This window comes from Streptomyces fuscichromogenes (assembly GCF_014645815.1).
GTDB lineage: Bacteria > Actinomycetota > Actinomycetes > Streptomycetales > Streptomycetaceae > Streptomyces > Streptomyces fuscichromogenes.
In genome coordinates, this window is record NZ_BMML01000005.1 from 1 (window position 1) to 23246 (window position 23246).

Here is a 23246-nt window from a genome sequence, read left to right on the forward strand (position 1 = left end):
ATCCTTTCGGCGTCTGATTCCCAGTCAGCGGGAGTTGCCTTCCCGGCCGTTGGGCCGTTCCGACGTCCCAAACCCTAGCGGATCCGCTCCGTGATTCCCAATCGGACCTTGCGGTCCGATCAAGCATCACTGAGATCCGAAATCGAATTGAATTCGGGCACGCCGAAATCAACCCGTCCGGGAGATCGTGCTGGTGGTTTGAGGTGCCGCTCATGCGGCGGAGGTGCTGTCGCAGAACCGTTACGGCCCCGTGGCAACCCGGAGAACATTACGGGGCGGGCAGAGGGGTGTCAAGCCTCCCCTGTCAAGATTTTTTCCGCGTCCGCGTGTCCGGGCGTCAGTCCAGGTCGGTCAGCCGGCCGCCGGCGTCGGGCTGGGCGTGCTCGACGCGGCGCAGCAGCCTGGTGAGGACCTCGCCGAGCACCGCACGCTCCGCCGCGGAGAGGTCCTGGAGCAGGTCCTCCTCGAAGACGGAGGCGAGGCGCATGGCCTCCAGCCACTTCTCGCGTCCTTCGGTGGTCAGCTCGACGATCACCCGAACGCGGTTGGACTCATCCCTCTCCCGGGTGACGAGCCCCTCGGTGACCATGCGGTCGATCCGGTGGGTCATCGCGGCGGGGGTGAGGCCGAGGCGCTTGGCCAGCTCGCTGGGGCCCATCCGGTAGGGGACCCCGGAGAGGACGAGGGCCTTCAGGACCTCCCACTCCGCGCTGCTGATGCCGAGAGCGCCGGTCTGACGGCCGTAGGCGACGTTCATACGGCGGTTGAGCCGGGACAGCGCCGAGACGATCTTCTCGACCTGGGGGTCGAGGTCCTGGAATTCGCGCTGGTAGGCGGCGATCTGTTCGTCGAGTGTCGGCTCGCCGGCGCCGGGGGTGTCGGCCATGGGCCGAAGTATCGCACGGGCGCGCTTGGCGTTGAAGTCCTTCACGATGTAGTCTTTAGCTTCGAACTTTAGCTTCAAAGTCTTGAGACTTCACCAGTCCACGACTTGACTACCTGAGAGAGGTGAACGTGACCAGGGCGATGGGCGCAGCGATGCGCCGGATCCACGTGGGCAACGCACTCAGCGCGTTCGGGCTCGGCTTCACCGTCCCCTACCTGTACGTCTATGTGGCGCAGGTGCGGGGACTGGGTGCCATGACGGCGGGGTTCGTGCTCGCCGTCTTCGCCGTGGCCGCGCTGATCGTGCTGCCGTTCGCCGGCCGGGCGATCGTGCGGCGTGGTCCACTACCGGTCCTTCTCACCGCCCTGGTGACCGCCGCGATCGGTGCGCTGAGTCTGGGGCTGGCGGGGAGCGGTGCGACCGTGCTGGCCGCGGCGGCGTTGCTCGGGGCCGGGCAGGCCGTGATGCAGCCGGCGCTGGCGACGATGATCGTCGAATGCTCGACGGCGGAGACCAGGTCCCGCGCCTTCGCGACCCAGTTCTTCCTGCAGAACCTGGGGCTGGGTGTCGGTGGCCTCATAGGCGGCCACCTCGTCGACACCACCCGGGTCTCCTCCTTCACCCTGCTCTTCGCGATCGAGGCGGCGATGTTCCTGCTCCTGGCCGTCGTCATGGCGACGGTACGGATGCCGTACTCGCCGCGGATCGCGGACGCGCCGGCCTCCTCGTCGGCGAAGGGCAACTGGAAGCAGTTGCTCGGGAACCGGGCGATGGTGCAGCTGTCGGTGCTGGGCTTCGTGCTGTTCTTCGCCTGCTACGGGCAGTTCGAGTCCGGGCTGAGCGCCTACGGCGTCGAGGCGGCGGGGATCTCCACGTCCGCGCTGGGTACCGCGCTGGCGGCGAACACGCTGATGATCGTCGTCGCGCAGTTCGCCGTGCTCAAGCTGGTCGAGCGCAGGCGGCGGTCACGGGTGATCGCGGGTGTCGGGCTGATCTGGGCCGTGGCCTGGGTCGTGGCGGGTTACGCGGGGCTGGGGCACGGCAGCCAGGAGATGGCGACGGCCGCGTTCGTGTCGACGTACGCGCTGTTCGGGCTGGGTGAGGCGATGCTGTCGCCGACGGTGGCCCCGCTGGTGGCCGACCTTGCCCCGACCGGGCTGGCCGGGCAGTACAACTCGGCGTTCGCGCTGGTCAAGCAGCTGGCGCTGGCGCTGGGTCCGGCGGTGGGCGGCCCGCTGGCGGCGTCGCTGCCCGCACCGTACGTCGTCACGTTCCTGCTGTTCTCGCTGGGCATCAGCGTGCTGGCGCTGCGGCTGGGCAAGCGGCTGACCGACGTCCAGGACCGGCCCTGGCTGGCTGCCCGGAGCAGGGTCGTGGCGCGAGGCGGGGCCGCTTCGGAGTCCGTGTCCGCGTAGCGGGTTGGGACCGGGGGGGTAGGGACGCTCACCGGCGCTTGCCGGGTGCCGCTGACAAGACGCCCGCGGCTGGGGCGCCCCTTCAGGGGCGCGGGGAACTGCGCGAGCAACCCCCCACCCACCCGCACCCGAAACACAAGGGCCGCCCCCCTACGGCGCGACTCCTACCCCTTCGGCAACACGAACTCGCACCACACAGCCTTCCCGCCCCCGGGCGTCCTCCTCGACCCCCACCCCGAAGCGATCGTCGCCACGATGGCGATCCCCCTGCCCGACTCGTCGCCCGGTTCCGCGCGCCGGCGCCGCGGCAGGTGGTCGTCGCCGTCCGTCACCTCGATGATCAGTCGGCGGTCGGTGCGGCGCAGCCGCAGCCGCATGGGCGGGGTGCCGTGCTGGAGGGAGTTGGCGACCAGCTCGCTCGTGGCGAGGACGCCCAGGTCCTGGAGATCGGCCGGGAACCGCCAGCTGGTCAGCACGCCGGAGGCGAAGGCACGGGCGCGTGGCGCCGCCTCGACGCCGCCGAGGAGTTCCAGCGCGGCGTTGCGGAACAGGTCGCTGTCCGGGCCCGTGCGGGCCGGATGCTGCAGGACCAGGACGGCGACGTCGTCGTCGTGGTCGGCCGTGACGCCGGCCGAGCGGACCAGGCGGTCGCAGACGACCTGGGGGGTGCCGGTGGCGCCTGCCAGTGCGTGGGACAGGGCCGCGATGCCCTGGTCCAGGTCCTCGTCCCGGCGTTCGACCAGGCCGTCCGTGTAGAGGACGGCCGTCGAGCCGGGGCCCAGCGGTACCGACCCGGACGTGTGGACCCAGCCGCCGGTGCCGAGCGGCGGCCCGGTCGGTTCGTCGGTGCGCAGCACGCTGCCGTGCTCGTCGCGGACCAGGATCGGGAGGTGGCCGGCGGAGGCGTACACCAGTCGGCCCTCGTTGGGGTCGTGGACGGCGTAGACGCAGGTGGCGATCTGGTTGGGGTCGATCTCGGTGGCGAGGCCGTCGAGGAGCTGGAGGACCTCGTGCGGGGGGAGGTCCAGTCTGGCGTAGGCGCGGACCGCCGTACGGAGCTGGCCCATGACGGCCGCCGCGCGGACGCCGCGGCCCATCACGTCGCCGATGACGAGGGCGGTGCGGCCGCCGCCGAGGGTGATGACGTCGTACCAGTCGCCGCCGACCGCGGCCTCGGTGCCGCCGGGCTGGTAGGTCGCGGCGATCCGCAGGTCGTCCGGCTGTTCGAGTTCCTGCGGGAGCAGCGAGCGTTGCAGGGTGACCGCTGTCTCGCGCTGGCGGCGTTCGCTGGCGCGCAGGCGCTCGGCCGCCTCGGCGTGGTCGGTGACATCGGTGGCGAAGAGGAGGACGCCGCCGTCGCGGTCGCCGTTCTCGGCGACCGGGGTGCAGGTGAACGTGTAGGTGCGGCCGTCGAGGGCCTTGCGGGACTTGAGCGTGCGGGGCTTGCCGCTGCGCAGGACCTGGTCGAGAAGGGGGAGCAGGCCCAGTTCGGCGAGTTCGGGCAGGGCTTCGCGGGCGGGGGAGCCCGGGGGGCGGACGCCGAAGGCCGACGTATAGGCGTCGTTGACGTACGCGATGTGGTGGTCGGGGCCGTGGACGAGGGCGACCAGGGCCGGGACGTGGTCGAGGACGCCGCGGGCGGGCAGTTCGTCGACGGCCGGGACGCAGGGTGGTTCATCGGTCAGTTGTTCGGCGCGGGCCGCGGGTACGGAACCTTCCCCCCGCCGGTCCGGGGGGACCGCGTGCTCGGTCCGCGCTGCGGCGCGGCGCTGCGTTCCGGGGAGCCGGGCGCTCCAGCGCGTGAAGTTCACGAAACCTTGCCTCGTGTCGTCGTCTCCGGCCGGCTCGGGGAGCGGCCGGGGGCCGGGGGAAGTCCCCCGGTGCAGTTCTGGGGAGAAGCTGGGGAGAAGCCTTGTGCTCGGTCTGAGGGCAGTCTGGCAGGGTGGCCGTCGGCGACGACATCCGTCAGACGCCGGGGCGGGCCGTGGAGTTCCTGAGTTCCGTCAGGACGACCCGTTCGAGTCGTCGGAGGGACTGTGAGGAGGCTTTCCACCGGCCGCGAGTTCGAACTCCGCTCGGGGATGTTCGAGTGATCCGAGCGAGACGATCTCCCGTTTGAAGAGCCCGGAGAGGATCCATTCGGCGAGGACGCGGGCCTTGCGGTTGAAGGTGGGCACTCTGCTCAGGTGGTAGACGCGGTGCATGAACCAGGCAGGGTAGCCCTTCAGCCTGCGCCCGTAGACCTGGGCGACACCCTTGTGGAGGCCGAGGGAGGCGACCGAGCCGACGTACTTGTGGGCATAGGTGTCGAGGGGTTCGCCGCGCAGTACGTGGACGATGTTGTCGCCGAGGACCTTGGCCTGGCGGACCGCGTGCTGGGCGTTGGGGGCGGTCTCGGTGCCGGGTTCGGCGGCGGTGACGTCGGGGACGGCGGCGGCGTCACCCGCGGCCCATGCGTGGTCGACGCCGTCGATCCTCAGTTCGGCGGTGCATTTCAGCCGCCCGCGCGGGGTGCGCGGCAGGTCGGTGGCGGCGACCAGGGGGTGCGGTCTGACGCCGGCCGTCCAGACCAGGGTGCGGGTCGGGAAGCGCTGGCCGTCGCTGAGGACGGCGACGCGGTCGGCGCAGGACTCCAGACGGGTGTCGAGCAGCACCTGGATGTTGCGGCGGCGCAGTTCGGTGACGGTGTAGCGGCCCATCTCCGGGCCGACCTCGGGCAGGATCCGGTCGGTGGCCTCGACGAGGATCCATTTCATGTCCTCGGGCTGGATGTTGTGGTAGTACCGCGCGGCGTAGCGGGCCATGTCCTCCAGTTCGCCGAGGGCCTCCACGCCCGCGTAGCCGCCGCCGACGAAGACGAAGGTGAGGGCCGCGTCGCGGATCTCGGGGTCGCGGGTGGAGGAGGCGATGTCCATCTGCTCGATGACGTGGTTGCGCAGGCCGATGGCCTCCTCGATGGTCTTGAAGCCGATGCCGTGCTCGGCGAGCCCCGGGACGGGCAGCGTGCGGGCGATCGAGCCGGGGGCGAGGACCAGTTCGTCGTACTCCACGAAAGTGGCGCCTTTTCGCTCCTCGGCGGTGGCGAGGGTGGCGACTTCGGCGGTGCGCTTGGCGTGTTCGACGGCGGTCACCTCGCCGATGACCACATGGCATCGGTCCAGGACGCGCCGCAGGGGTACGACGACATGACGAGGGGAAATCGAACCCGCGGCCGCTTCGGGAAGGAACGGCTGATACGTCATGTAGGGGTCGGGGGCGACGACAGTGATGTCGACCTCACCCTGACTGAGCTCCCGCTTCAGCTTCCGCTGCAGCCGCAGGGCCGTGTACATCCCGACGTAGCCGCCGCCGACAACGAGAATGCGCGCACGTTCCTTCACCATCCCATGACGCACCCGTGACTGTTGTTTGTCCACAGCCCCGGCAATTTGTGTGACCGGCGGACGGCTGCGCCGAGCGCCGGGCGCGCGCCCCCCACCGAAGGAAAGGGGCCAGGTCAGCGGGGGCGGGCAGGGGGGCGTGAAGGCAACGAATCGGGAGGTAAACGACTCGTACTCCGATCGGGGGGCGCTCCGTGCGGAACGTCCCCCTTCTGAATTGACAGCCTCTCAACTATGTTCGTGTGTCGACGGGGTGTAGGGGATGTGGCCGATCCGTCCGCGACGGGCGGTCCGCCCGGTCCGCGGTCCATGGATCGCTCATGGGTCGGCCGCAGTTCCGCTCGCTCCGGCTCATCAGTGACGGGGAGAGTCTCCGGGGGGAGACGTCTTTAACCGGGGGAAAACAAATGCACATTCAGGACACGCATTGGTCATCGGTATCCGCTCTGGCGGCCGGTGGCGGAACAGTGAGCGCGACGGCGGGCAACGGACGCGGTGACGGGCCGCGTACGACGCCGTTGCGGGTGGACGCACAGCGCAATCTGGAGCACGTGCTGCGGGCCGCGCGCGAGGTCTTCGGCGAGCTGGGTTACGGCGCGCCGATGGAGGACGTGGCACGGCGGGCGCGGGTCGGTGTCGGCACCGTGTACCGGCGCTTCCCGAGCAAGGACGTGCTGGTACGGCGGATAGCCGAGGAGGAGACCTCCCGGCTGACCGACCAGGCGCGGGCCGCGCTCGGGCAGGAGGACGAGCCGTGGTCGGCGCTGTCGCGCTTCCTGCGGACGTCGGTGGCGTCGGGCGCCGGGCGGCTGCTGCCGCCGCAGGTGCTCCGGGTCGGGGTGCCGGAGGAGGTCGGCGGCCGTGCCGTGGCCGGCTCCGGGGCCGAGGAGGCCCGGGTGCCGCAGCAGCGGACCCAGCCGGCGGCCGGGGAGTTGCGGCTGGTGTCGGAGGAGCGGGAGCCGGTGGCCGACATCGCCGACGACGCGGGCGCGGCCGCGCTGCTCGACGTCGTGGGGCGGCTGGTGGAACGGGCGCGGGCGGCCGGTGAGTTGCGGCCGGACGTCTCGGTGTCCGACGTACTGCTGGTGATCGCCACGGCGGCACCGTCCCTGCCGGACGCCGCGCAACAGGCGGCGGCTTCGTCCCGGTTGCTGGACATCCTGCTGGACGGACTGCGGTCCCGGCCGTGACGGTGGCTTCCGGTACTTGCGGTGCCCGCGGGAGCGCGGCAGCAGGTGCCGGGCCATCACTGTGGGCGGGTGCGGGTGAGTTGTGGCTGGTCGCGCCCACGCGGCGGAGCCGCATATCGGGCACAGCCCCGCGCCCCTCGGGGCGCTGCGTCCCGGCGTTTCCTCTTACGGGTGACCGTGTTGTCGCCCGGGGAGCCGGGTCATAGGCGGTGTGGCAGTCTGAGCCGGTGATTCGGTCGGTCGGGCAGGCATCGGGGGCGTTCCGCGATGAGCGTTGACGGGTGGGACGAGTCCGTCGGTGAGGGGACGACCTCGCCGCAGGTGCCCAGCCAGGGCGGGCGGGCCGCGGTGCCACCGGCCGGCGAACCGCCGGAGGGGAACGTTCCGGCACAGCGGGACGGCAGTGTGCTGCCGCCGTCCCGCGAACTGCCCCATCCCGACAGCCAGTTGATCGAGCGGATGCGGGCCGGCGACGACTCGGCGTACGAGGAGCTGTACCGCCGGCACGCGGACGCGGTACGGCGCTATGCGCGGACCTGCTGCCGGGACGGGCACACCGCCGACGACCTGACCGCCGAGGTGTTCGCCCGCATGCTGCAGGCGGTGCGCGGCGGTTCCGGACCCGAGTACGCCGTGCGCGCCTATCTGCTCACCTCGGTACGGCGGGTCGCCGCACAGTGGATCAAGTCGGCCCGGCGCGAGCAGCTGGTCGACGACTTCGCGCTGTTCGCGGCACAGGCCGCGCGTGGCACCGAGGGGGCCGAAGACACCGCATCTCCTGGCTCCTTCGGAGCGGGGCTCGACCTCGGCGCGGACGTGCGCGCGATGCACGAGGCCGAGCAGTCGATGGCGATGCGGGCCTTCCGTTCGCTGCCGGAGCGCTGGCAGGCCGTGCTGTGGCACACCGAGGTCGAGGACGAGTCGCCGAGCGAGGTGGCCGTTCTCTTCGGACTGGACGCCAACGGCACCCGGGTCCTCGCCAGCCGGGCCCGGGAGGGGCTCAAGCAGGCCTACCTCCAGGCCCATGTGAGCGCCTCCCTCGTCGACGACGAGGAGTGCGCCCGCTACGCCGACCAGCTCGGCGGCTACGCCCGCCGCAAACTGCGGGTCCGCGCCGAACGGGGGCTGCGCAAGCACCTGGAGGAGTGCGCCAGGTGCCGGCTGGCCGCCGCCCAGATCGAAGAGGTCGCGAGCGGTATCCCGGCCGTCGTACCGGTCGCGGTCATCGGCTGGCTCGGAGCCGCCGGGTACGCCAAGGCGCTCGGCATCGTCGCCGGGGGCGCCGGGGTGGGGGCCGCGGGTGCGGCCGCCGCGGCCGCCGGTTCGTCCGGCGGGGCGGGCGGCGGGGCCGGGGGTGCCGCCGCCTCGGAAGGGCTCGCGGGGCCGGTGAAGGCCGGTATCGCCGCCGGAGTGGCCGCGACGGCGATCGCCGTGGTGGCCCTCGCCCTGACGAACGACAGCCACCCGGTCAAGGAGGCGGTGAAACCCGCCCCGTCCGCGCCGGCCGTACAGCGGCCCGTGACGCCGGCCCCCACCCCGCCGAAGCGGAAACCGGCACCCGAGCCGGTCGTCCTCGCCCCCCGGCCGACCTCGACCCCCACCCCCACCCCGACCCCGACCCAGGCCCCCAGGCCCGCCCCGAGCCCGAAGCCGACCCCCACCGCGACCCCCGCACCGGCCCCGAGCCCGACTCCCACTCCCACGCCGACGCCCACTCCGCCGCCCGCCCCGGCCGTCTACCAGTTCAGCGAGCTGCGCTTCGACATCACCGGCGACGGCACCCGGCCGGAGATCCGGCTCGGCGAGAGCAGCTGGGTCTGGCAGCGGTACGGCGTGACGGTGGCCGGCAAGGAGTACGCGCACGGCGTCACCGTGCACGGCCGGTCCTCCGTCACCATCGACCTCAACCGGCAGTGCACCGCCTACGACGCGACGGCCGGCGTCGACGACATGACCCTGGGCCTCGGCAGGGTCACCTTCGCCGTCTACGCGGACGGGGTACGGCTGTGGCGGTCCGGGGCGGTCGAGGGCGGACAGGCCGCCGTACCCGTCCATGTGGACCTCACCGGGCGCCGGACCGTGCGTCTGGTGGTCGAACCGCTGACCGCCTTCGACACGGTGGCGCTCGCCGACTGGGCCGAGTCGAAGTTCACCTGCCGGTAGCGGACGCGGCCCCGGCTCAGATGCCGGTGGCGGCCGGCGTGCTGTTCAGCTCACGCAGGGCGTCCTCCTCGGTGAGGGAGGCGCCGCGCGAGCGCTCGGCCGCGTAGCGCCGCGCGGTCAGCGTCGTGCGGGCGGTCTCGTCGACCTCCGCGGCGCGGGTGCGCTCCGGCTCGGGGCGGACGCTCCCGGCCCGCCAGTGGTCGGCGGCGGCGTACAGCCGTACCGCCCCGGCGAGATCGCCGAGCCTGGCCAGCAGGTCGGCGCCGACGTCCACCAGGGCCGCCGTGATCACCTCGGCGCACCGGTACTCCACCGCCTCGCGCAGCCCCTCGGCCACGATCGGCAGCGCCCGCGCGGGACCGTGCTCCTGGGCCGTGAGCATGGCCTCGACCACGCGGATCGCGGCCCCGAACTGCGGAGGCGCGGAACCGGCCGCCGTGGCGTCCCGGGCGTACTCGTAGCATTCGCGCGCCCGGGGCAGGTCGCCGTCGTAGTGCGCCAGGATCGCCCGCAGCAGCGCCACGTACGCCTTCGACTCCGCCACCCCGTACCGGTCGGAGGCCTCGCCCGCGCGGTCGAGGGCGATCCGGGCGCCCGCCCGGTCGCCGGAGCGGAAGGCGATCTCGGCGAGCCGGGCGAGCAGGAACGGCGTCTCCGCGTACGCGCCGACCTCGTGGGCGAGCCGCAGCGCCTCCCGGTACTCTCCCTCCGCCGCCGCGAACCGGCCGCGCGCCATGTCCGCCTCGCCCGCCGCGCTGCACACCTGCGCCCTCATCCAGCGGTCCCCGACCCGCCGGCCGAGGACGCGCAGCTCGGCCAGGTCCTCGTCGACGCCCCGCAGGTTGCCGGGTGAGTCGACCATGATGTGGGTGCGGTACATCAGGGAGACGCCTACCTCCCAGTCGCCGCCGTACTCCCGGCAGTTGTCCACCACGGCGGACATGTCCGGGGCGATGTCCACGGCCGGGCCGCCCAGGGTCCAGGCGGTGAGCGGCCAGATGAGGCCGGGCAGCCGGGCGGCCCGGGGACCGCCCGGCTCGAACGCGGCCCTGATGAGCGAGAGGTACCGCGGGGTCCGCTCGTCCGCGACCAGGTCGGGCTGGCCGGACTCGGCGGCCAGGAACAGGTCGTACAGCCTGAGGTCCATACGCAGCTCGCACAGCGGGTGCCCGGCCCCGGCGTCGGGGGCGGCCAGGAACGCGCCCACGGGGTCCGCCGCGTCGGCGAGCGCGCGCAGCTCGTCCGGACCGGCGTCCTCGGGCAGGGCGTCCCGGGCGACGCCCAGGCGCAGTACCGCGCGGAACGAGGCCGTCGCCTCCTGGCGGTAGTTGCGCAGCCACCAGAACCAGCCGACGGCGAGGACGATCCGGCCCGCCTGTACCTCGTCGCCCGCGCGCATCGCCCGGTCGAGGGCCGCGCGGATGTTGTCGAGGTCGGTCTCCAGGCGGCGGATCCAGGGCAGTTGCTCCCCGGAGCGCAGTCGCGGCTCCGCCTCCTCCACGAGCGCGCGCACCCAGGTGCCGTGCCGCCGCTCGGCCGCCGCACGCAGCCCGGGAAGCTCCGCGGCGCGCTCGACGGCGTACTCGTGGATGGTCTCCAGCATGCGGTAACGCATACCGCCCGTGCCGTCCGGGGTGGCGACGATCAGGGACTTGTCGACGAGCGCGCCGACGAGGTCGGCGGCCGGTCCGGTGCACACGGCCTCCGCCGCCGTGAGGTCCCAGCCACCGGCGAAGACGGACACCTCGCGCAGCATGGTCCGCTCCCGCTCGTCGAGCAGGTCCCAGGACCAGTCGACGACCGCGCGCAGGGTCTGCTGGCGGGGCAGGACCGTACGGCTGCCGGCGGTGAGCAGGCGGAAGCGGTCGTCGAGCCGGTCGGCGATCTGCCGGGGCGTCAGCAGCCGCAGCCGGGCGGCCGCGAGCTCGATGGCGAGCGGCAGCCCGTCCAGGCGGCGGCAGATCTCGTCGACGGCCGCCGCGTCGCCCGGCGCGGCACCGGTCCCCGTCCCCGTCCCCGTCCCCGGGCGGACGGTGGCCGCGCGCTCCTCGAAGAGACGGTGTGCGTGCTCGGGAGCGAGGGGCTCGACCGGGCGCACCGACTCGCCGGGGACGCCCAGGGGTTCACGGCTGGTGGCGAGGACCGTGAGTCCCGGGCAGTGGGTGAGCAGGGTCTCGGCGAGAGCGGCCGCCGCTTCGATGACGTGTTCGCAGTTGTCAAGGATCAGGAGCTGGCTGCGCGGGGCGCAGTACTCGACGAGCAGGGCCGTGGGGTCGGTCTGCACGGTCGCCAGCTCGTTGGTCATGAGCACGGTCTCGCGCAGACCGAGCGCGCTCACCACCGCGCCCGGCACCGCCTCGGGCCGGTCGAGCGGGGCGAGCTCGACGAGCCATGCCTGTGGGAGCCCGGCGGCGGCCTCCTCGGCGAGACGGGTCTTCCCGGAGCCGCCCGGTCCGGTGAGGGTGACGAGACGGGCCCTGTGCAATTCGGAACGAACGGCTTCGAGTTCGGGTTCCCGGCCCACGAAGGAGGTAAGACGCGGACGGAGGTTGCCGGTGCGGGGCGGGGGCGCGCCGAGGGGGTCGGGTTCCGGCGTGAGCAACGACGCGTGCAGCGCCTGGAGTTCCGGGCCGGGGACGGCGCCGAGGCCGTCGGCGAGGGTGCGGCGGGCGGTCTCGTAGGCGGCGAGCGCGTCCGCCGGGCGGCCGGTGTCGCACAGGGCGCGGATGAGCAGGGCGTGCAGCGACTCGTCGTACGGGTGGTCCGTGGTGAGCCCGGTCAGCTCCGGTAGGGCGTCGGCGGCGCGGCCGAGGCGGAGGGCGGCGTCGGCGCGGGCGCGGGTGGCTTCCAGCCGGAGCGCCGCCGGGCGGACGGCGGCCGCCACCCGGTCGGGGAGGTCGGCGAGGGCGGGGCCGCGCCAGAGGGCGAGGGCCTCGGTGAGGAGGCGGTGGGCCGCCGCCGGGTCGCCGGCGGCGAGGGCCTGGCCGCCCTCGCGTACCTGCCGCTCGAAGACATGCAGGTCGACGTCGTCCGCCGTGGCCGCCAGCCGGTAGCCGCCGGGGCCGGACGTGATGCTGTCCTTGCCGAGGCTGCGGCGGAGCCGGCCGACGAGGGCCTGGAGTGCGGCCGGGGCGTCCTGGGGCGGGTCGTCGTCCGCCGCCCAGATCTCCTGGATGAGGATCTCGGGGGTGAGGGTGCGGGCGGGGTGCAGGGCGAGGACGGTGAGCAGCGCGCGGAGACGGGGGCCGCCGACGGGTATGGGGGCGCCCTGCTCATCGGTGGCTTGGGCCGTGCCCAGGATTCGGTACCGCACCGGGTCATTGTCACCGGGGACCGGCCGAAGGGGCACGGAGTTTCGACGGGGGGTGTGTCGGGGGCCGCGGGGTGGGGCCGGGGAGGGTGGGGACGCGGGGTGGGGACGCTTACCGGCGCTGGCAGGGTCCCCCCGCGCCCACCCGTGCCGCCCTGCGGCACGCCTGCCCGCGGCTATATGAACCACGACCCGCGAACGTCGCGCCCCGCCAGAACCCCGCGGAACAGCACGAACCCGCGGACGTCGTGCCCCGTCAGGGGCGCGGGGAACTGCGCGGGTGACCCCCACCGGGCCGCGGCCGAGCCACGAGGGTCCCACCCCCGATGCGGGGGGCCGGGGGCGGCAGCCCCCGGACATGTCGGCCCCCTCCCCGGAGGGTCACGCCCCCGAGGCCAACGCCCCCCTCATCGGCCTCACCCCCGCCGGCACCGCACGCGCGCGTGCCGGCGTCCCCGTCCAGCACGTGCCCCGCCGGGACAGCAGCCGGCGCAGCCACAGCTCCAGGGAGACCAGGTCGGCCAGCCCGTCCAGCGGCAACGGCTCACCCGCGGCCGCCGAGCGGAGCGCCTTGCGGACGACTCTCGCCTCCACCAGGCCCGCCTGGGCGAGCAGCGGCGTCGCGAAGAGGGAGATCAGGTCGTCGGCGGCCACGCGCAGCCCGGTGCGGGTGGCCGCCGCCGAGGAGGCGTGGGAGGGGGCGCCCCAGCCCGGCGGGAGGTCGGTGACGCCGGCCCCCTCCAGGACCGTACGGAGGATCGCGGCACGGGCGCCCGGCTGGACGCGCAGGGCCTCGGGGAGGTCGCGGCAGGCGCGGACCACCTGGTTGTCCAGGAAGGGGGCGTGCAGGCGCTGGGAGCGGATCTCCGCCGCCTGCTCCAGGACGCGGAGGTCGGCGGCGTGCCGGGCCAGCACCGCACGCGCGCGGTAGTCTCCGGGGCGCTGCCCGGGGCCGACGCCGGAGCGGTTCGCCGACCCCTGGAGCAGAACCGATACTTCAGCGAGGGCCTCACCGGTCAGCCAGCGCGCCGCCGGGCCCGGTCTCGCCCAGGTGAGCGCCGCGAGGGACGCGCCCACCGCGCCTCCGGGATCGTCGAACCGGCGCCGCAGCAGGCGCTCGGCGAGGGACTCGACGCCCGCGCGGTACGGCGTACGCGCCAGTCGCCGTGCCGCGCCGTACACGCGCGCGGGGACCATCACCGAGCCGTCGGCCTTGGCCAGCGCGGCGACCGGGCGGACGAGGTGGCGGCGTTTGCGGTCCATCAGCAGGTCGGCGAGGCGCGCGGGGTGTGCGTCGAGGACCTGGCGGGCGCCGTAGCCGGTGAAGTGGTCGGCGCTGCCCGCGGCGAGCCGGGCGCGGTGCCGGGCGGCGGAGATCAGCGACGGGCCCGGTTCGTCGGTCAGGGGGCCGTCGAGGTCGGCGTACGGCAGCGTCTCCTCGCCGCCGGTGACCACCACGTGGTGCAGGCGCGGGTTGGCGGCGAGGGTGCCCGCGCGCTGGAGTTCGGCCTCGCGGCCGCCCACGGCCAGGTCGTTGAAGGTCACGGCCAGGAGCCGCTCGCCGGCGCCCGTGCCGTGGCCGAGGACCGTGCCGGGCATGCCGGGCAGGCCCGCGGCGAGCAGCGCGAGCGTCCCCGACGCCGGGCCGCCGGAGAGGTCGGCGCCGATGCCCGGGACCGGCATCCCGCGCGCCGCGCGACGCTCGGCGGGGCCCATGCCGGGTACCGGACCCGGGTCGATGTCCGGGACGTGCCGGGGTGCCGACAGCCGCGCGCGTACCGCTTCTACGAGTGCGTCCCGTACCGCGTCCACCGCGCTGTCCGGGTCGGCGGAGGGGGCCGCGACCGCGAGCGAGGCGACCTGCTCGTATCCGGCGACCTCGCGCGCCCCGGTGCGCAGGATCAGCGCATGCCCCGGCGGAATGCGCCGCACGCCCTCGTACGGGGTCGAGTCGTGCACCGCGGCCGGCACGTCGGGGGCGGCGAGCAGGGCCGCGAGGTGGCCGTAGTCGAGGTTGGCCTCGATGAGGTCGGCGAGCGGCAGCGCGGCCGTGGCGTAGGCCGTACCGCCTGCCCAGGGGCTGTGGAAGACGGGGCGGGCGCCCGCGAGGTCGCCGCAGACCGTGACCCGGCGGCCGACCTGGACGACGGCCGTGTAACTGCCGGACCAGGCGGTCAGATGCCGGAGTGCGCCCCCGCGCGCCGTGAAGAGGCCGAGGCGCAGTTCCTCGTCGGTGGCGCCGCAGGTGCCGAGGACGGCGATGCGGTTCTGTGCGTCGGCCTTGATGACACGCACCTCGTCGGGGCGCCAGTCACCCACCGCCCAGAGCGGGTCGGGGTCGCCCCACAGGAGCTGGGAGCCGACGGGGTGGACGGTCTCGCCGTCGTAGCCCATGGCGCCGGCGGAGCCGAGCGTGGCGGCACCGGAGGCGGTGCTGCTCCATCCCACCAACCACCGCATCGACGCCTCCACAGGCTGTGGACAACCATGCACGGGTACGAACCGGGTCCCCATGCTGCCATGAAGGACGCGGTCCGGAGGGGCGGTGGGGCCGCCTTTGATCCATGGAAGATTGAACGGAGTTGCCGCAGGACGGGCCACGCGCGCGTGCCGTGGAGGGGCCGCGGCGGGAGTCGGCCGCCGTACGGCACCAGGTGACTGCGACGCGAATGCGCCCCCTGTACGCTCCCCCAAGACGCCCTTCGCGCCCTCAATTACCGTGGTAGGAGCGTTGGACCCTCGCGAAAGGTGGGGTCGATTTTCGGCCAAATCGGCGATGGCCGCGCGGACTTGCGCACGCTCCGTACATGCTTTGCGCATCGCACGTACGCGTGTCAGGACACGCACAGTCCGGGAGGCGGGCATCGCCTCCCGGACCGGTCCGCCACCCGCGGGGATGAAGGTGGCGGTGTCCCCCAGCCCACTGGATCCAGTACAGCGGGCCGACCCACGCACCAACCATGGAACCGCTCCCCCGATGGCCGGAGAAGAGCGCACGGGCGGGCGCACGGCCACACGGCGGGGGCACGTCGCGACAGGTCGTGCACGGTGCGTATCTGGGCCGCACTCGCGTACGGACCACAATCCCGCCATCCGGAACAATGCCTCTTAACGCTTGGGATGCGGCGAACTACGCTGGGTTTACGAATGCCGCGTGGTTATGCCAGCGCGGCAGCCGTCTGTGTCGAGGGGTGGCGCATGTCCAGGGAGCAACGCGGGCCGAACGAAAAGCTCGGCGCCGTTCTCGCCCTCGCGGGAATCAGCAACGCAGGACTCGCGCGACGCGTCAACGATCTTGGCGCTCAACGCGGGTTGACTCTTCGCTACGACAAGACGTCGGTGGCGCGCTGGGTGTCGAAGGGCATGGTGCCGCAGGGCGCCGCCCCGCACCTCATCGCTGCCGCGATCGGCCAGAAGCTGGGCCGCCCGGTGCCGCTCCACGAGATCGGCCTGGCGGACGCGGATCCCGCACCCGAGGTGGGCCTCGCCTTCCCCAGGGACGTCGGCCAGGCGGTGCGGTCGGCGACGGAGCTGTACCGTCTCGACCTCGCCGGCCGCCGGGCCGGTTCCGGGGGCATCTGGCAGTCGCTGGCCGGATCGTTCGCAGTAAGCGCATACGCAACGCCCGCCTCGCGTTGGCTGATAACCCCCGCCGACAGTTCGGTCGCGCGCGAGGCGAACGCCGTGGACGGTTCGGGCGCACCGCTCAAAGTCGGCCACAGCGACGTGCAGAAGCTGCGGGAGGCCGCCGAGGACGCCAGACGCTGGGACTCCAAGTACGGCGGCGGCGACTGGCGGTCGTCGATGGTGCCGGAGTGTTTACGCGTGGAGGCGGCGCCGCTGCTGCTCGGCGCGTACTCCGACGAGGTCGGGCGGGCGCTGTTCGGGGCGAGCGCGGAACTGACCCGGCTGGCCGGGTGGATGGCCTTCGACACCGGGCAGCAGGAGGCCGCGCAGCGGTACTACATCCAGGCGCTGCGGCTCGCCCGCGCGGCGGCCGACGTGCCGCTCGGCGGGTACGTGCTGGCCTCGATGTCCCTCCAGGCGACCTACCGGGGCTTCGGCGACGAGGGCGTCGACCTCGCGCAGGCCGCGGTGGAGCGCAACCGGGGGCTGGCGACCGCGCGGACCATGAGCTTCTTCCGGCTGGTCGAGGCGCGGGCCCACGCGCGCGCCAATGACGCGCAGGCCGCGGGGGCCGCGCTGAAGGCCGCGGAGGGGTGGCTGGAGCGGGCCCGGGAAGGGGACAACGATCCTTCCTGGCTGGGCTTCTACGGCTACGACCGGTTCGCCGCGGACGCGGCCGAGTGCTACCGGGACCTGAAGGCTCCGCGGCAGGTGCGGCGCTTCACCGAACAGGCCCTCTCCAAGCCGACGGAGGAGTTCGTGCGGTCGCACGGGCTGCGGCTGGTCGTCTCGGCCGTCGCCGAACTGGAGTCGGGCAACCTCGACGCGGCCTGCGAGCAGGGGGTGCGGGCCGTGGAGGTGGCCGGGCGGATCTCCTCGGCGCGGACCACGGAGTACGTGAAGGATCTGCTGCACCGGCTGGAGCCGTACGGGGACGAGCCGAGGGTGGTGGAGCTGCGGGAGCGGGCGCGGCCGCTGCTGATGGCGCCGGCGTGAGAGTCGCCTGAGCGTCTGCGGGGTTCGTGTCGCATCGCGGGTGCGGGTACGGGTGCGGGTGCGTGGGGGCTGGTCGCGCAGTTCCCCGCGCCCCTGACGGGGCGCATACGGCCCCGCGCCTCTGACCGGGCGCTTCACCAACCGTGCGTTTGAAGTGGCTGTCAGTGGCGCAGTGCACTATCGAGGTGGGAGGTGGTGCAGGTGCGCGCCGGGATTGCTTACGACTGTGACGTGCTCGTCGTCGGGGGTGGGATCGTCGGGCTGTCCACCGCGTATGCGATCACCCGTGCGGCGCCCGGGACCCGGGTCACCGTGCTGGAGAAGGAGGCCGGGCCGGCGAGGCACCAGACGGGCCGCAACAGCGGGGTCATCCACAGCGGGATCTACTACCGGCCCGGGTCGCTCAAGGCGCGGTACGGCGTCACGGGCGCCGCGGAGATGGTCAAGTTCTGCGCGGAGTACGGCATCGCGCACGCCGTCACCGGCAAGCTGATCGTCGCCACCGAGCGGGACGAGCTGCCCCGGCTGCACGCGCTCGTGCAGCGCGGCCGGGAGAACGGCATACCGGTGCGCGAGCTCGGCGGCGCGCAGATCGGGGAGTACGAACCCGAGGTGCGCGGGCTGGCCGCCATACACGTCGGGACGACCGGGATCTGCGACTTCGTGGGGGTCGCCCGGCAGCTCGGGGAGGCCTCGGGGGCGGAGATCCGGTACGGCGCCCAGGTGGTCCGCGTGGACCGGCGGCCGGAACGCGGCGTGGCCGTGCTCACCGCCCGCGGTGACGTCGTACGCGCGCGCGTGCTGGTCAACTGCGCGGGACTGTACTGCGACGAGATCGCGCGGCTGACCGGGGATGAGCCGGGGATGCGGATCGTGCCGTTCCGCGGGGAGTACTACGAGCTGGCGCGGCCGGAGCTGGTCCGGGGGCTGGTGTATCCGGTGCCGGACCCGGCGTTCCCGTTCCTCGGGGTGCACCTCACGCGCGGGATCGACGGAGGAGTGCACATCGGGCCCAACGCGGTGCCGGCGCTGGCCCGGGAGGGGTACGGGTGGGGCGTCGTACGGCCGCGGGAGGTCGCCGGGACACTGGCCTGGCCGGGCGCCTGGGCGCTGGCACGGCGGCACTGGCGGTACGGCGGCGGGGAGCTGCACCGGTCGGTGTCGAAGAAGGCGTTCACGGCGGCCGTACGGCGGCTGCTGCCCGCCGCCGGGGAGGAGGACCTGGTGCGGGCGGCCGCGGGGGTGCGGGCGCAGGCCGTGCTGCGGGACGGGACGCTCGTCGACGACTTCCTGATCAAGGAGGCACCGCGGGCGGTCCATGTGCTGAACGCGCCCTCGCCCGCGGCGACCGCCTCGCTGCCGATCGGGCGGGAGGTGGCACGGCGGGCACTGGAGACGCTGGACTCGGTATGACCCCGCCGGGCGTCCGGCGGGGGCCGTAAAATCGACGCACTGTGTCTGATTCCCGCAATGCCCCCGAAGCCCCCCGGCCCGCCGAGCTCACCGGGCACGCCCCCGGTGAGCACTCCGACCACGCCCCCGGGGTGTCCGTCCGGCACACCCGGGCCAAGGGGGAGCCGCGGTTTCCGGACGGGCCCAAGGCCGATCCCGCCGGGTCCCACTTCGAGCGGCGGATCCGCAGTTTCCAGCCGCGCCGCAGCCGGGTCACCGCCGGCCAGGCCGACGCGCTCCAGCGGCTGTGGCCCAAGTGGGGCCTGGACATCGACGGGCAGCGGATCGTCGACCTCGGCGAGCTGTTCGGGAACGCCGACCCGGTGGTGCTGGAGATCGGGTTCGGGATGGGCGAGGCGACCGCGCAGATGGCCGCCGAGGACCCGGGCGTCGACATCCTCGCCGTCGACGTGCACACGCCGGGGCAGGGGAACCTGCTCAACCTGGCCGAACAGAACGGGCTGTCCAACGTCCGGGTCGGGAACGGCGACGCGATCATCCTGCTCCGGGAGATGCTGAGGCCGGACTCGCTGGACGGGCTGCGCGTGTACTTCCCGGACCCCTGGCCCAAGAAGCGGCACCACAAGCGGCGGCTGATCCAGCCGGAGTTCCTCGATCTCGCCGCGACCCGGCTGCGGCCCGGGGCGATCGTGCACTGCGCGACGGACTGGGAGCCGTACGCCGAACAGATGCTCGAAGTGCTCGATGCCCACCCGGAGTTCGAGAACACACAGGCCGGCGGCGGTTTCGCGGCACGTCCGGCGCACCGGCCGCTGACCCGTTTCGAGGGCCAGGGACTGGACAAGGGACATGTGGTGAACGATCTGCTCTTCCGCCGCGTACAGCACCCGGTGCCGCAGAGCGAGCGGCACCGTCAGGAGTCACCTCGTTAGGGTCGATGCCGTGGCCACCTCCCCGCCGCCGTACCCGCCGTATCCGTCGTACCCACCGGACCGCGCCGACGGCGGTCTGCGGCACCCGCACTGGTGGCAGCGGCGCTGGGTGCGGTACGGAGCGCTGAGCACGCTGCTCGCCCTCTCCGGACTGGTGATCATCGCGCTGGTGCGGCAGCAGACGGGGACCGAGGGCTTTCTCGTCGGGCTCGGGCTCGCGGTCCTGCCCGTGCCGCTGCTCGTCGGCGCGTTCCGGTGGCTCGACCGGGTGCAGCCCGGCCCCTGGCGGAACGTGCTGTTCGCGTTCGCCTGGGGCGCCTGCGCGGCGGCCCTGATAGCCATCGTCGCCAACAGTTTCGCGACGAAGTGGATAGCGACGGCGACCGCGGATCCGAGCAGCGCGGACCGGCTCGGGGCGACCGTGATAGCGCCGGTCGTCGAGGAGTCGGCGAAGGCGGCGGCCGTGCTCCTCGTCTTCCTGTTCCGCAGACGGGACTTCACCGGGATCGTCGACGGGGTGGTGATAGCCGGGGTCACCGCGACCGGGTTCGCGTTCACCGAGAACATCCTCTACCTCGGGACGGCCTTCGGGACCGACCAGCTGACCGGGGACAGCGGGATCGCCTCCGTCACCGCCGCGACGTTCTTCGTGCGCATCGTGATGTCGCCGTTCGCGCACCCGCTCTTCACCGTCCTCACCGGCATCGGCTTCGGCATCGCCGCGCTCTCCGGGGAGCGGCAGCGGGCGCGGCGCGTGCTGGTGCCGGTCGCCGGGCTGCTGCTCGCGATGAGCATGCACGCGTTCTGGAACGGGTCCTCGACGTTCGGGCAGCTCGGGTTCTTCGCCGTGTACGGCATGTTCATGGTGCCGGCGTTCGGGGTGCTGACCTGGCTGGCCGTCTGGACGCGGCAGCGGGAGCTGCGGACCGTGCGGGAGGAGTTGCCGGCGTACGTCTACACGGGCTGGCTGGGGGCGGCCGAGCCGTTCGTGCTCGGGTCGATGCGGGCCCGGCAGCTGGCCCGGGAGTACGCCGCGTACCACTTCGGGAAGGCGGCGGGGCGGTCGGTCGCCGAGTACGAGGGGTACGCGACGACGCTGGCCCTGCTGCGGTGGCGGGGGCAGCGGGGGCGGGCGGGAGCCGACTTCGTGGTGCGGGAGCGGGAGCTGCTGGCGGAGTTGTGGAGCCGACGGGAGCTGGTCCGCCCGGCCCTGGAGTACGCGGCCCGGACGGCCGCGCCGGGCGGGTGGCCGGGATACGCCGGCCACCCGCCGTCGGTCTGTGCGGCACCGGGGTGGTACGGGACGGCGGTGCCGTATCCGGCCTACAACCCGTACCGGAGCTGACGCCCGGCGGCTGCGGACGGCTCGGCACCGCCGGAATGCGCCGCGACGGCTGAGCGCCGTTGCGGCGGCGGACAGGAAGGTGACCGGCGAAGAGAAAGCAGCAAGCCGAACGCCCCCGGGGACGCGGGGAACTGCGACGTGCCCCGTAAGGGGCGCGGGGAACTGCGCGATCGGCCACGACGGCGCTGTGCTGCGCAGCGGGCCGGCGTTCTGACGGCGGGCGCCGGCCGGCGGGGCGTCAGGCGGAGGCCGTGGTGAGGCGGGACAGTTCCTGGTCTGTCAGCTGCAGGTCGGCCACGGCAAGCAGCGGCGGGAGTTGTTCGAGGGTGCGGGCCGAGGCGATCGGGGACGTGACGGTGGGCTGGGCCGCCAGCCAGGCCAGGGCGACCGTGGGGACGGCGACGGAGTGGGTCTCGGCGATCTCGTCGAGCGCGGTGAGGACCTTCTGGCCGCGGGCCGACTCCAGGTACTGGGCGGCGCGGCCCGCCCGCGGGCTGTCGACCGTCGTACCGGGACGGTACTTGCCGGTGAGGAAGCCGGCCGCCAGGGCGAAGTAGGGGACGGCCGCGAGCCCGGTGCGGGAGGCCAGGTCCTGGAGGGAGCCCTCGTAGGTGTCCCGGGAGACCAGGTTGTAGTGGGGCTGGAGGGCGACGTACCGGGCGAGGCCCTCACGGTCGGAGAAGTCGAGGGACTCCTGGAGGCGTTCGGCGGTGATGTTGGACGCGGCGATGTGCCGGACCTTGCCCGCCCGCACCAGCTCGTCCAGCGCGCCGATGATCTCCTCGACCGGGATCTCGGGCTTGTCGAAGTGCGTGTAGTAGAGGTCGATGTGGTCGGTGTCGAGGCGGCGCAGGGAGGCCTCCGCCGCGGCCTTGATGTTGGCGGCGGACAGCCCCGGGTACCCGGGGTGCTGGCTGACCTTCGTCGCGATGACGACGTCGTCGCGGTTGCCGCGCGCCCTGACCCACTTGCCGATGATCGTCTCGGACTCGCCGCCCTGGTGGCCGTCGATCCACGCCGAGTACGAGTCGGCGGTGTCCACGAAGTTGCCGCCCGCGGCGGCGTAGGCGTCGAGGACGGCGAAGGAGGTCGCCTCGTCGGCGGTCCAGCCGAAGACGTTGCCGCCGAGGGCGAGCGGGAAGACCTCCAGGTCGGAGGAGCCGAGCTTGTGCAGGGAAGGGGAAGCGGAAGAAGCAGTCATGCCTCACTTCAACACGCGTCGCCGGGCGCCCCATGCCGACGCAACACGAAGTTCTCGTAAAACGGAGCGGCGGCCCCGACAGTCCCCGGGCGGGGAGAGTCGTCAGGGCCGCCGGGGAACACGGTCGCCGTGGCACCGGTCAGGGGTTGAGGCCCTTGCCGCGCAGCCAGGTCATGGGGTCGATGGCGGTGGCCTGGCCGCCCGGGTGGACCTCCAGGTGGAGGTGCGGGCCGGTGACGTTGCCGGTGGCGCCCACACGGCCGATGACGTCACCGGTGGAGACCTTCTGGCCGACCTTGACGCCGATCGAGGACTGGTGGCAGAACCACAGCTCGGTGCCGTCGTCGAGGGTGATGATCGTGCGGTAGCCGTAGGAGCCGGCCCAGCCCGCCTCGGTGACCGTGCCGCTGTGCACGGCCTTGATCAGCGTGCCGGTGGGCGCGGCGAAGTCGAGGCCGGTGTGGTAGCCGGAGGACCACATGGAGCCGGCCTGGCCGAAGGTGCCGGTGATCGTGTATGAGACGACGGGCAGCGTGTACTGCTTGGCCAGCGCGGCGAGCCGGGCCTGCTCGGCCTTCTGCTTCGCGGAGGCCTCGGCCTTGTCCTTGGCGTCGGCGGCCTTGGCGGCGGCCGCCTGCTCCGCCTTGGCCTCGGCGTCGGCGACCGCCTTGTCGGCGGCGGCGACGGCCTTGGCACTGGCCTTGGTGTCGAGCTGGCTCCGCTGCTGCGCGGCCTGCGCGATGATCCGGCTGCGCAGCGCCTCACCGGCGTCGGAGGACGAGGAGTCCGCGTCGGTGGCGGTCGTCGTGGTGACGCTGCTGAGCGCGGTCTGGGTGGCCTGGTGGCCGGTGCCCTCGCCGAGCAGGGAGCTGACGGAGGTCGGCAGGTCGGGCAGCGAGATGGAGACCGGCGGCTTGCCGGTGTTGGCGCTGGCCATGCCGCCCGCGCCGACGGCGGCGATGACGCCGACGCCGAGAACCGTGGAGCTGCGGGCGAGCCCGCCGCCGCGCTGCTTGGCGACCCGGTGCCGGCCGCGTGAGGAGAGGGACTCCTCGGTGGGGTTCCACTCCTCCCAAGGGCCCTCGTCGGAGCGGTAACTGCCGTAGCCGAAGGTGTCGGGCTGACGCTGGCTGGGCACGAACGGGGCTGTCGGAGCAGGCGGGTTGGACGCCACGCGGGCGCACTCCTTTCCTTCCGCCGCCTACCGGGTTAGCTGACGGGTTCGGAGCGGGAAGGTCTCCTACGCGCGTATACCGGCCGTTTCCTACCCGGCGGTAGCCGTGCGATTCACCCCAAGGTGGTGGTTCCCCGGTTCCCTTGCGGGATTCGGCGCGTGCGCACGGAGCCATCTCGGGTGACGGCTGGGACGACCGCGCTGCGTTATCGAA

The 23246-nt window shown here is 73.3% G+C and carries 14 protein-coding genes and 1 riboswitch; of the genes, 7 read left to right on the forward strand and 7 right to left on the reverse strand.

Annotated features, from left to right (window positions below; translation table 11 throughout):
• Positions 1–337: 337 nt before the first annotated feature.
• Positions 338–886, reverse strand: coding sequence for a MarR family winged helix-turn-helix transcriptional regulator (locus tag IEZ11_RS51910; protein WP_189262668.1), 549 nt, complete (start codon positions 884–886; stop codon positions 338–340).
• A 140-nt stretch (positions 887–1026) separates the two neighbouring features.
• Between IEZ11_RS51910 and IEZ11_RS11860 the strand changes: the two genes are divergently transcribed.
• A complete protein-coding gene (locus IEZ11_RS11860) occupies positions 1027–2301 on the forward strand; it encodes an MFS transporter (RefSeq protein WP_189263062.1) in 1275 nt (424 codons plus the stop codon).
• A gap of 164 nt (positions 2302–2465) precedes the next feature.
• Here IEZ11_RS11860 and IEZ11_RS11865 read toward each other — a convergent pair whose 3' ends face one another.
• Complete coding sequence (locus tag IEZ11_RS11865; protein WP_189262669.1) at positions 2466–4112, reverse strand: ATP-binding SpoIIE family protein phosphatase; 1647 nt, start codon at positions 4110–4112, stop codon at positions 2466–2468.
• 192 nt (positions 4113–4304) lie between these two features.
• The gene (locus tag IEZ11_RS11870) at positions 4305–5684 is read right to left on the reverse strand and encodes an NAD(P)/FAD-dependent oxidoreductase (RefSeq protein WP_189262670.1); all 1380 of its coding nucleotides are present in this window, start codon (positions 5682–5684) and stop codon (positions 4305–4307) included.
• Positions 5685–6088: 404 nt separating this feature from the next.
• Between IEZ11_RS11870 and IEZ11_RS11875 the strand changes: the two genes are divergently transcribed.
• Positions 6089–6871: a TetR/AcrR family transcriptional regulator gene (locus tag IEZ11_RS11875; protein ID WP_189262671.1), complete on the forward strand. Its 783-nt coding sequence runs from the start codon at positions 6089–6091 to the stop codon at positions 6869–6871.
• Between the two features lie 267 nt (positions 6872–7138).
• Positions 7139–9034: a sigma-70 family RNA polymerase sigma factor gene (locus tag IEZ11_RS11880; RefSeq protein WP_189262672.1), complete on the forward strand. Its 1896-nt coding sequence runs from the start codon at positions 7139–7141 to the stop codon at positions 9032–9034.
• A 16-nt stretch (positions 9035–9050) separates the two neighbouring features.
• Here the strand turns inward: IEZ11_RS11880 and IEZ11_RS11885 are convergent, their stop codons facing one another.
• Both IEZ11_RS11885 and IEZ11_RS11890 read right to left on the reverse strand, forming a co-directional pair.
• Positions 9051–12347 carry an AfsR/SARP family transcriptional regulator gene (locus IEZ11_RS11885; RefSeq protein WP_229712973.1) on the reverse strand — a complete coding sequence of 1099 codons (3297 nt, stop codon included), beginning with the start codon at positions 12345–12347 and terminating at the stop codon, positions 9051–9053.
• A gap of 378 nt (positions 12348–12725) precedes the next feature.
• The gene (locus IEZ11_RS11890) at positions 12726–14804 is read right to left on the reverse strand and encodes an asparagine synthase-related protein (RefSeq protein ID WP_189262674.1); all 2079 of its coding nucleotides are present in this window, start codon (positions 14802–14804) and stop codon (positions 12726–12728) included.
• Between the two features lie 738 nt (positions 14805–15542).
• On the opposite strand from IEZ11_RS11890, the gene IEZ11_RS11895 reads away from it, so the two are divergent.
• From IEZ11_RS11895 to IEZ11_RS11910, 4 genes are all read left to right on the forward strand, one after another.
• The gene (locus IEZ11_RS11895) at positions 15543–16967 is read left to right on the forward strand and encodes an NsdA family TPR-like regulatory protein (RefSeq protein WP_189262675.1); all 1425 of its coding nucleotides are present in this window, start codon (positions 15543–15545) and stop codon (positions 16965–16967) included.
• A 192-nt stretch (positions 16968–17159) separates the two neighbouring features.
• Positions 17160–18380, forward strand: coding sequence for an L-2-hydroxyglutarate dehydrogenase (lhgD, locus tag IEZ11_RS11900; RefSeq protein WP_189262676.1), 1221 nt, complete (start codon positions 17160–17162; stop codon positions 18378–18380).
• A 41-nt stretch (positions 18381–18421) separates the two neighbouring features.
• Complete coding sequence (gene trmB, locus IEZ11_RS11905) at positions 18422–19312, forward strand: tRNA (guanosine(46)-N7)-methyltransferase TrmB (protein ID WP_189262677.1); 891 nt, start codon at positions 18422–18424, stop codon at positions 19310–19312.
• Between the two features lie 10 nt (positions 19313–19322).
• Positions 19323–20657, forward strand: coding sequence for a PrsW family intramembrane metalloprotease (locus IEZ11_RS11910; RefSeq protein ID WP_189262678.1), 1335 nt, complete (start codon positions 19323–19325; stop codon positions 20655–20657).
• A gap of 238 nt (positions 20658–20895) precedes the next feature.
• Here the strand turns inward: IEZ11_RS11910 and IEZ11_RS11915 are convergent, their stop codons facing one another.
• Both IEZ11_RS11915 and IEZ11_RS11920 read right to left on the reverse strand, forming a co-directional pair.
• On the reverse strand, positions 20896–21858 hold the full coding sequence (locus tag IEZ11_RS11915) for an aldo/keto reductase (protein WP_189262679.1): 963 nt from the start codon (positions 21856–21858) through the stop codon (positions 20896–20898).
• Positions 21859–21997: 139 nt separating this feature from the next.
• The gene (locus IEZ11_RS11920) at positions 21998–23032 is read right to left on the reverse strand and encodes a M23 family metallopeptidase (protein WP_189262680.1); all 1035 of its coding nucleotides are present in this window, start codon (positions 23030–23032) and stop codon (positions 21998–22000) included.
• A 9-nt stretch (positions 23033–23041) separates the two neighbouring features.
• Positions 23042–23200, reverse strand: a riboswitch (cyclic di-AMP (ydaO/yuaA leader).
• Positions 23201–23246 lie beyond the last annotated feature (46 nt).

Excerpts from the sequence above, each read along its gene's own strand:
- IEZ11_RS11895 (WP_189262675.1), top strand. The coding sequence starts at position 15,543 with ATGTCCAGGGAGCAACGCGGGCCGAACGAAAAGCTCGGCGCCGTTCTC.
- IEZ11_RS11890 (WP_189262674.1), bottom strand. The coding sequence starts at position 14,804 with ATGCGGTGGTTGGTGGGATGGAGCAGCACCGCCTCCGGTGCCGCCACG.
- IEZ11_RS51910 (WP_189262668.1), bottom strand. The coding sequence starts at position 886 with ATGGCCGACACCCCCGGCGCCGGCGAGCCGACACTCGACGAACAGATC.
- IEZ11_RS11875 (WP_189262671.1), top strand. The coding sequence starts at position 6,089 with ATGCACATTCAGGACACGCATTGGTCATCGGTATCCGCTCTGGCGGCC.
- IEZ11_RS11880 (WP_189262672.1), top strand. The coding sequence starts at position 7,139 with ATGAGCGTTGACGGGTGGGACGAGTCCGTCGGTGAGGGGACGACCTCG.
- IEZ11_RS11870 (WP_189262670.1), bottom strand. The coding sequence starts at position 5,684 with ATGGTGAAGGAACGTGCGCGCATTCTCGTTGTCGGCGGCGGCTACGTC.
- IEZ11_RS11915 (WP_189262679.1), bottom strand. The coding sequence starts at position 21,858 with ATGACTGCTTCTTCCGCTTCCCCTTCCCTGCACAAGCTCGGCTCCTCC.
- IEZ11_RS11860 (WP_189263062.1), top strand. The coding sequence starts at position 1,027 with ATGGGCGCAGCGATGCGCCGGATCCACGTGGGCAACGCACTCAGCGCG.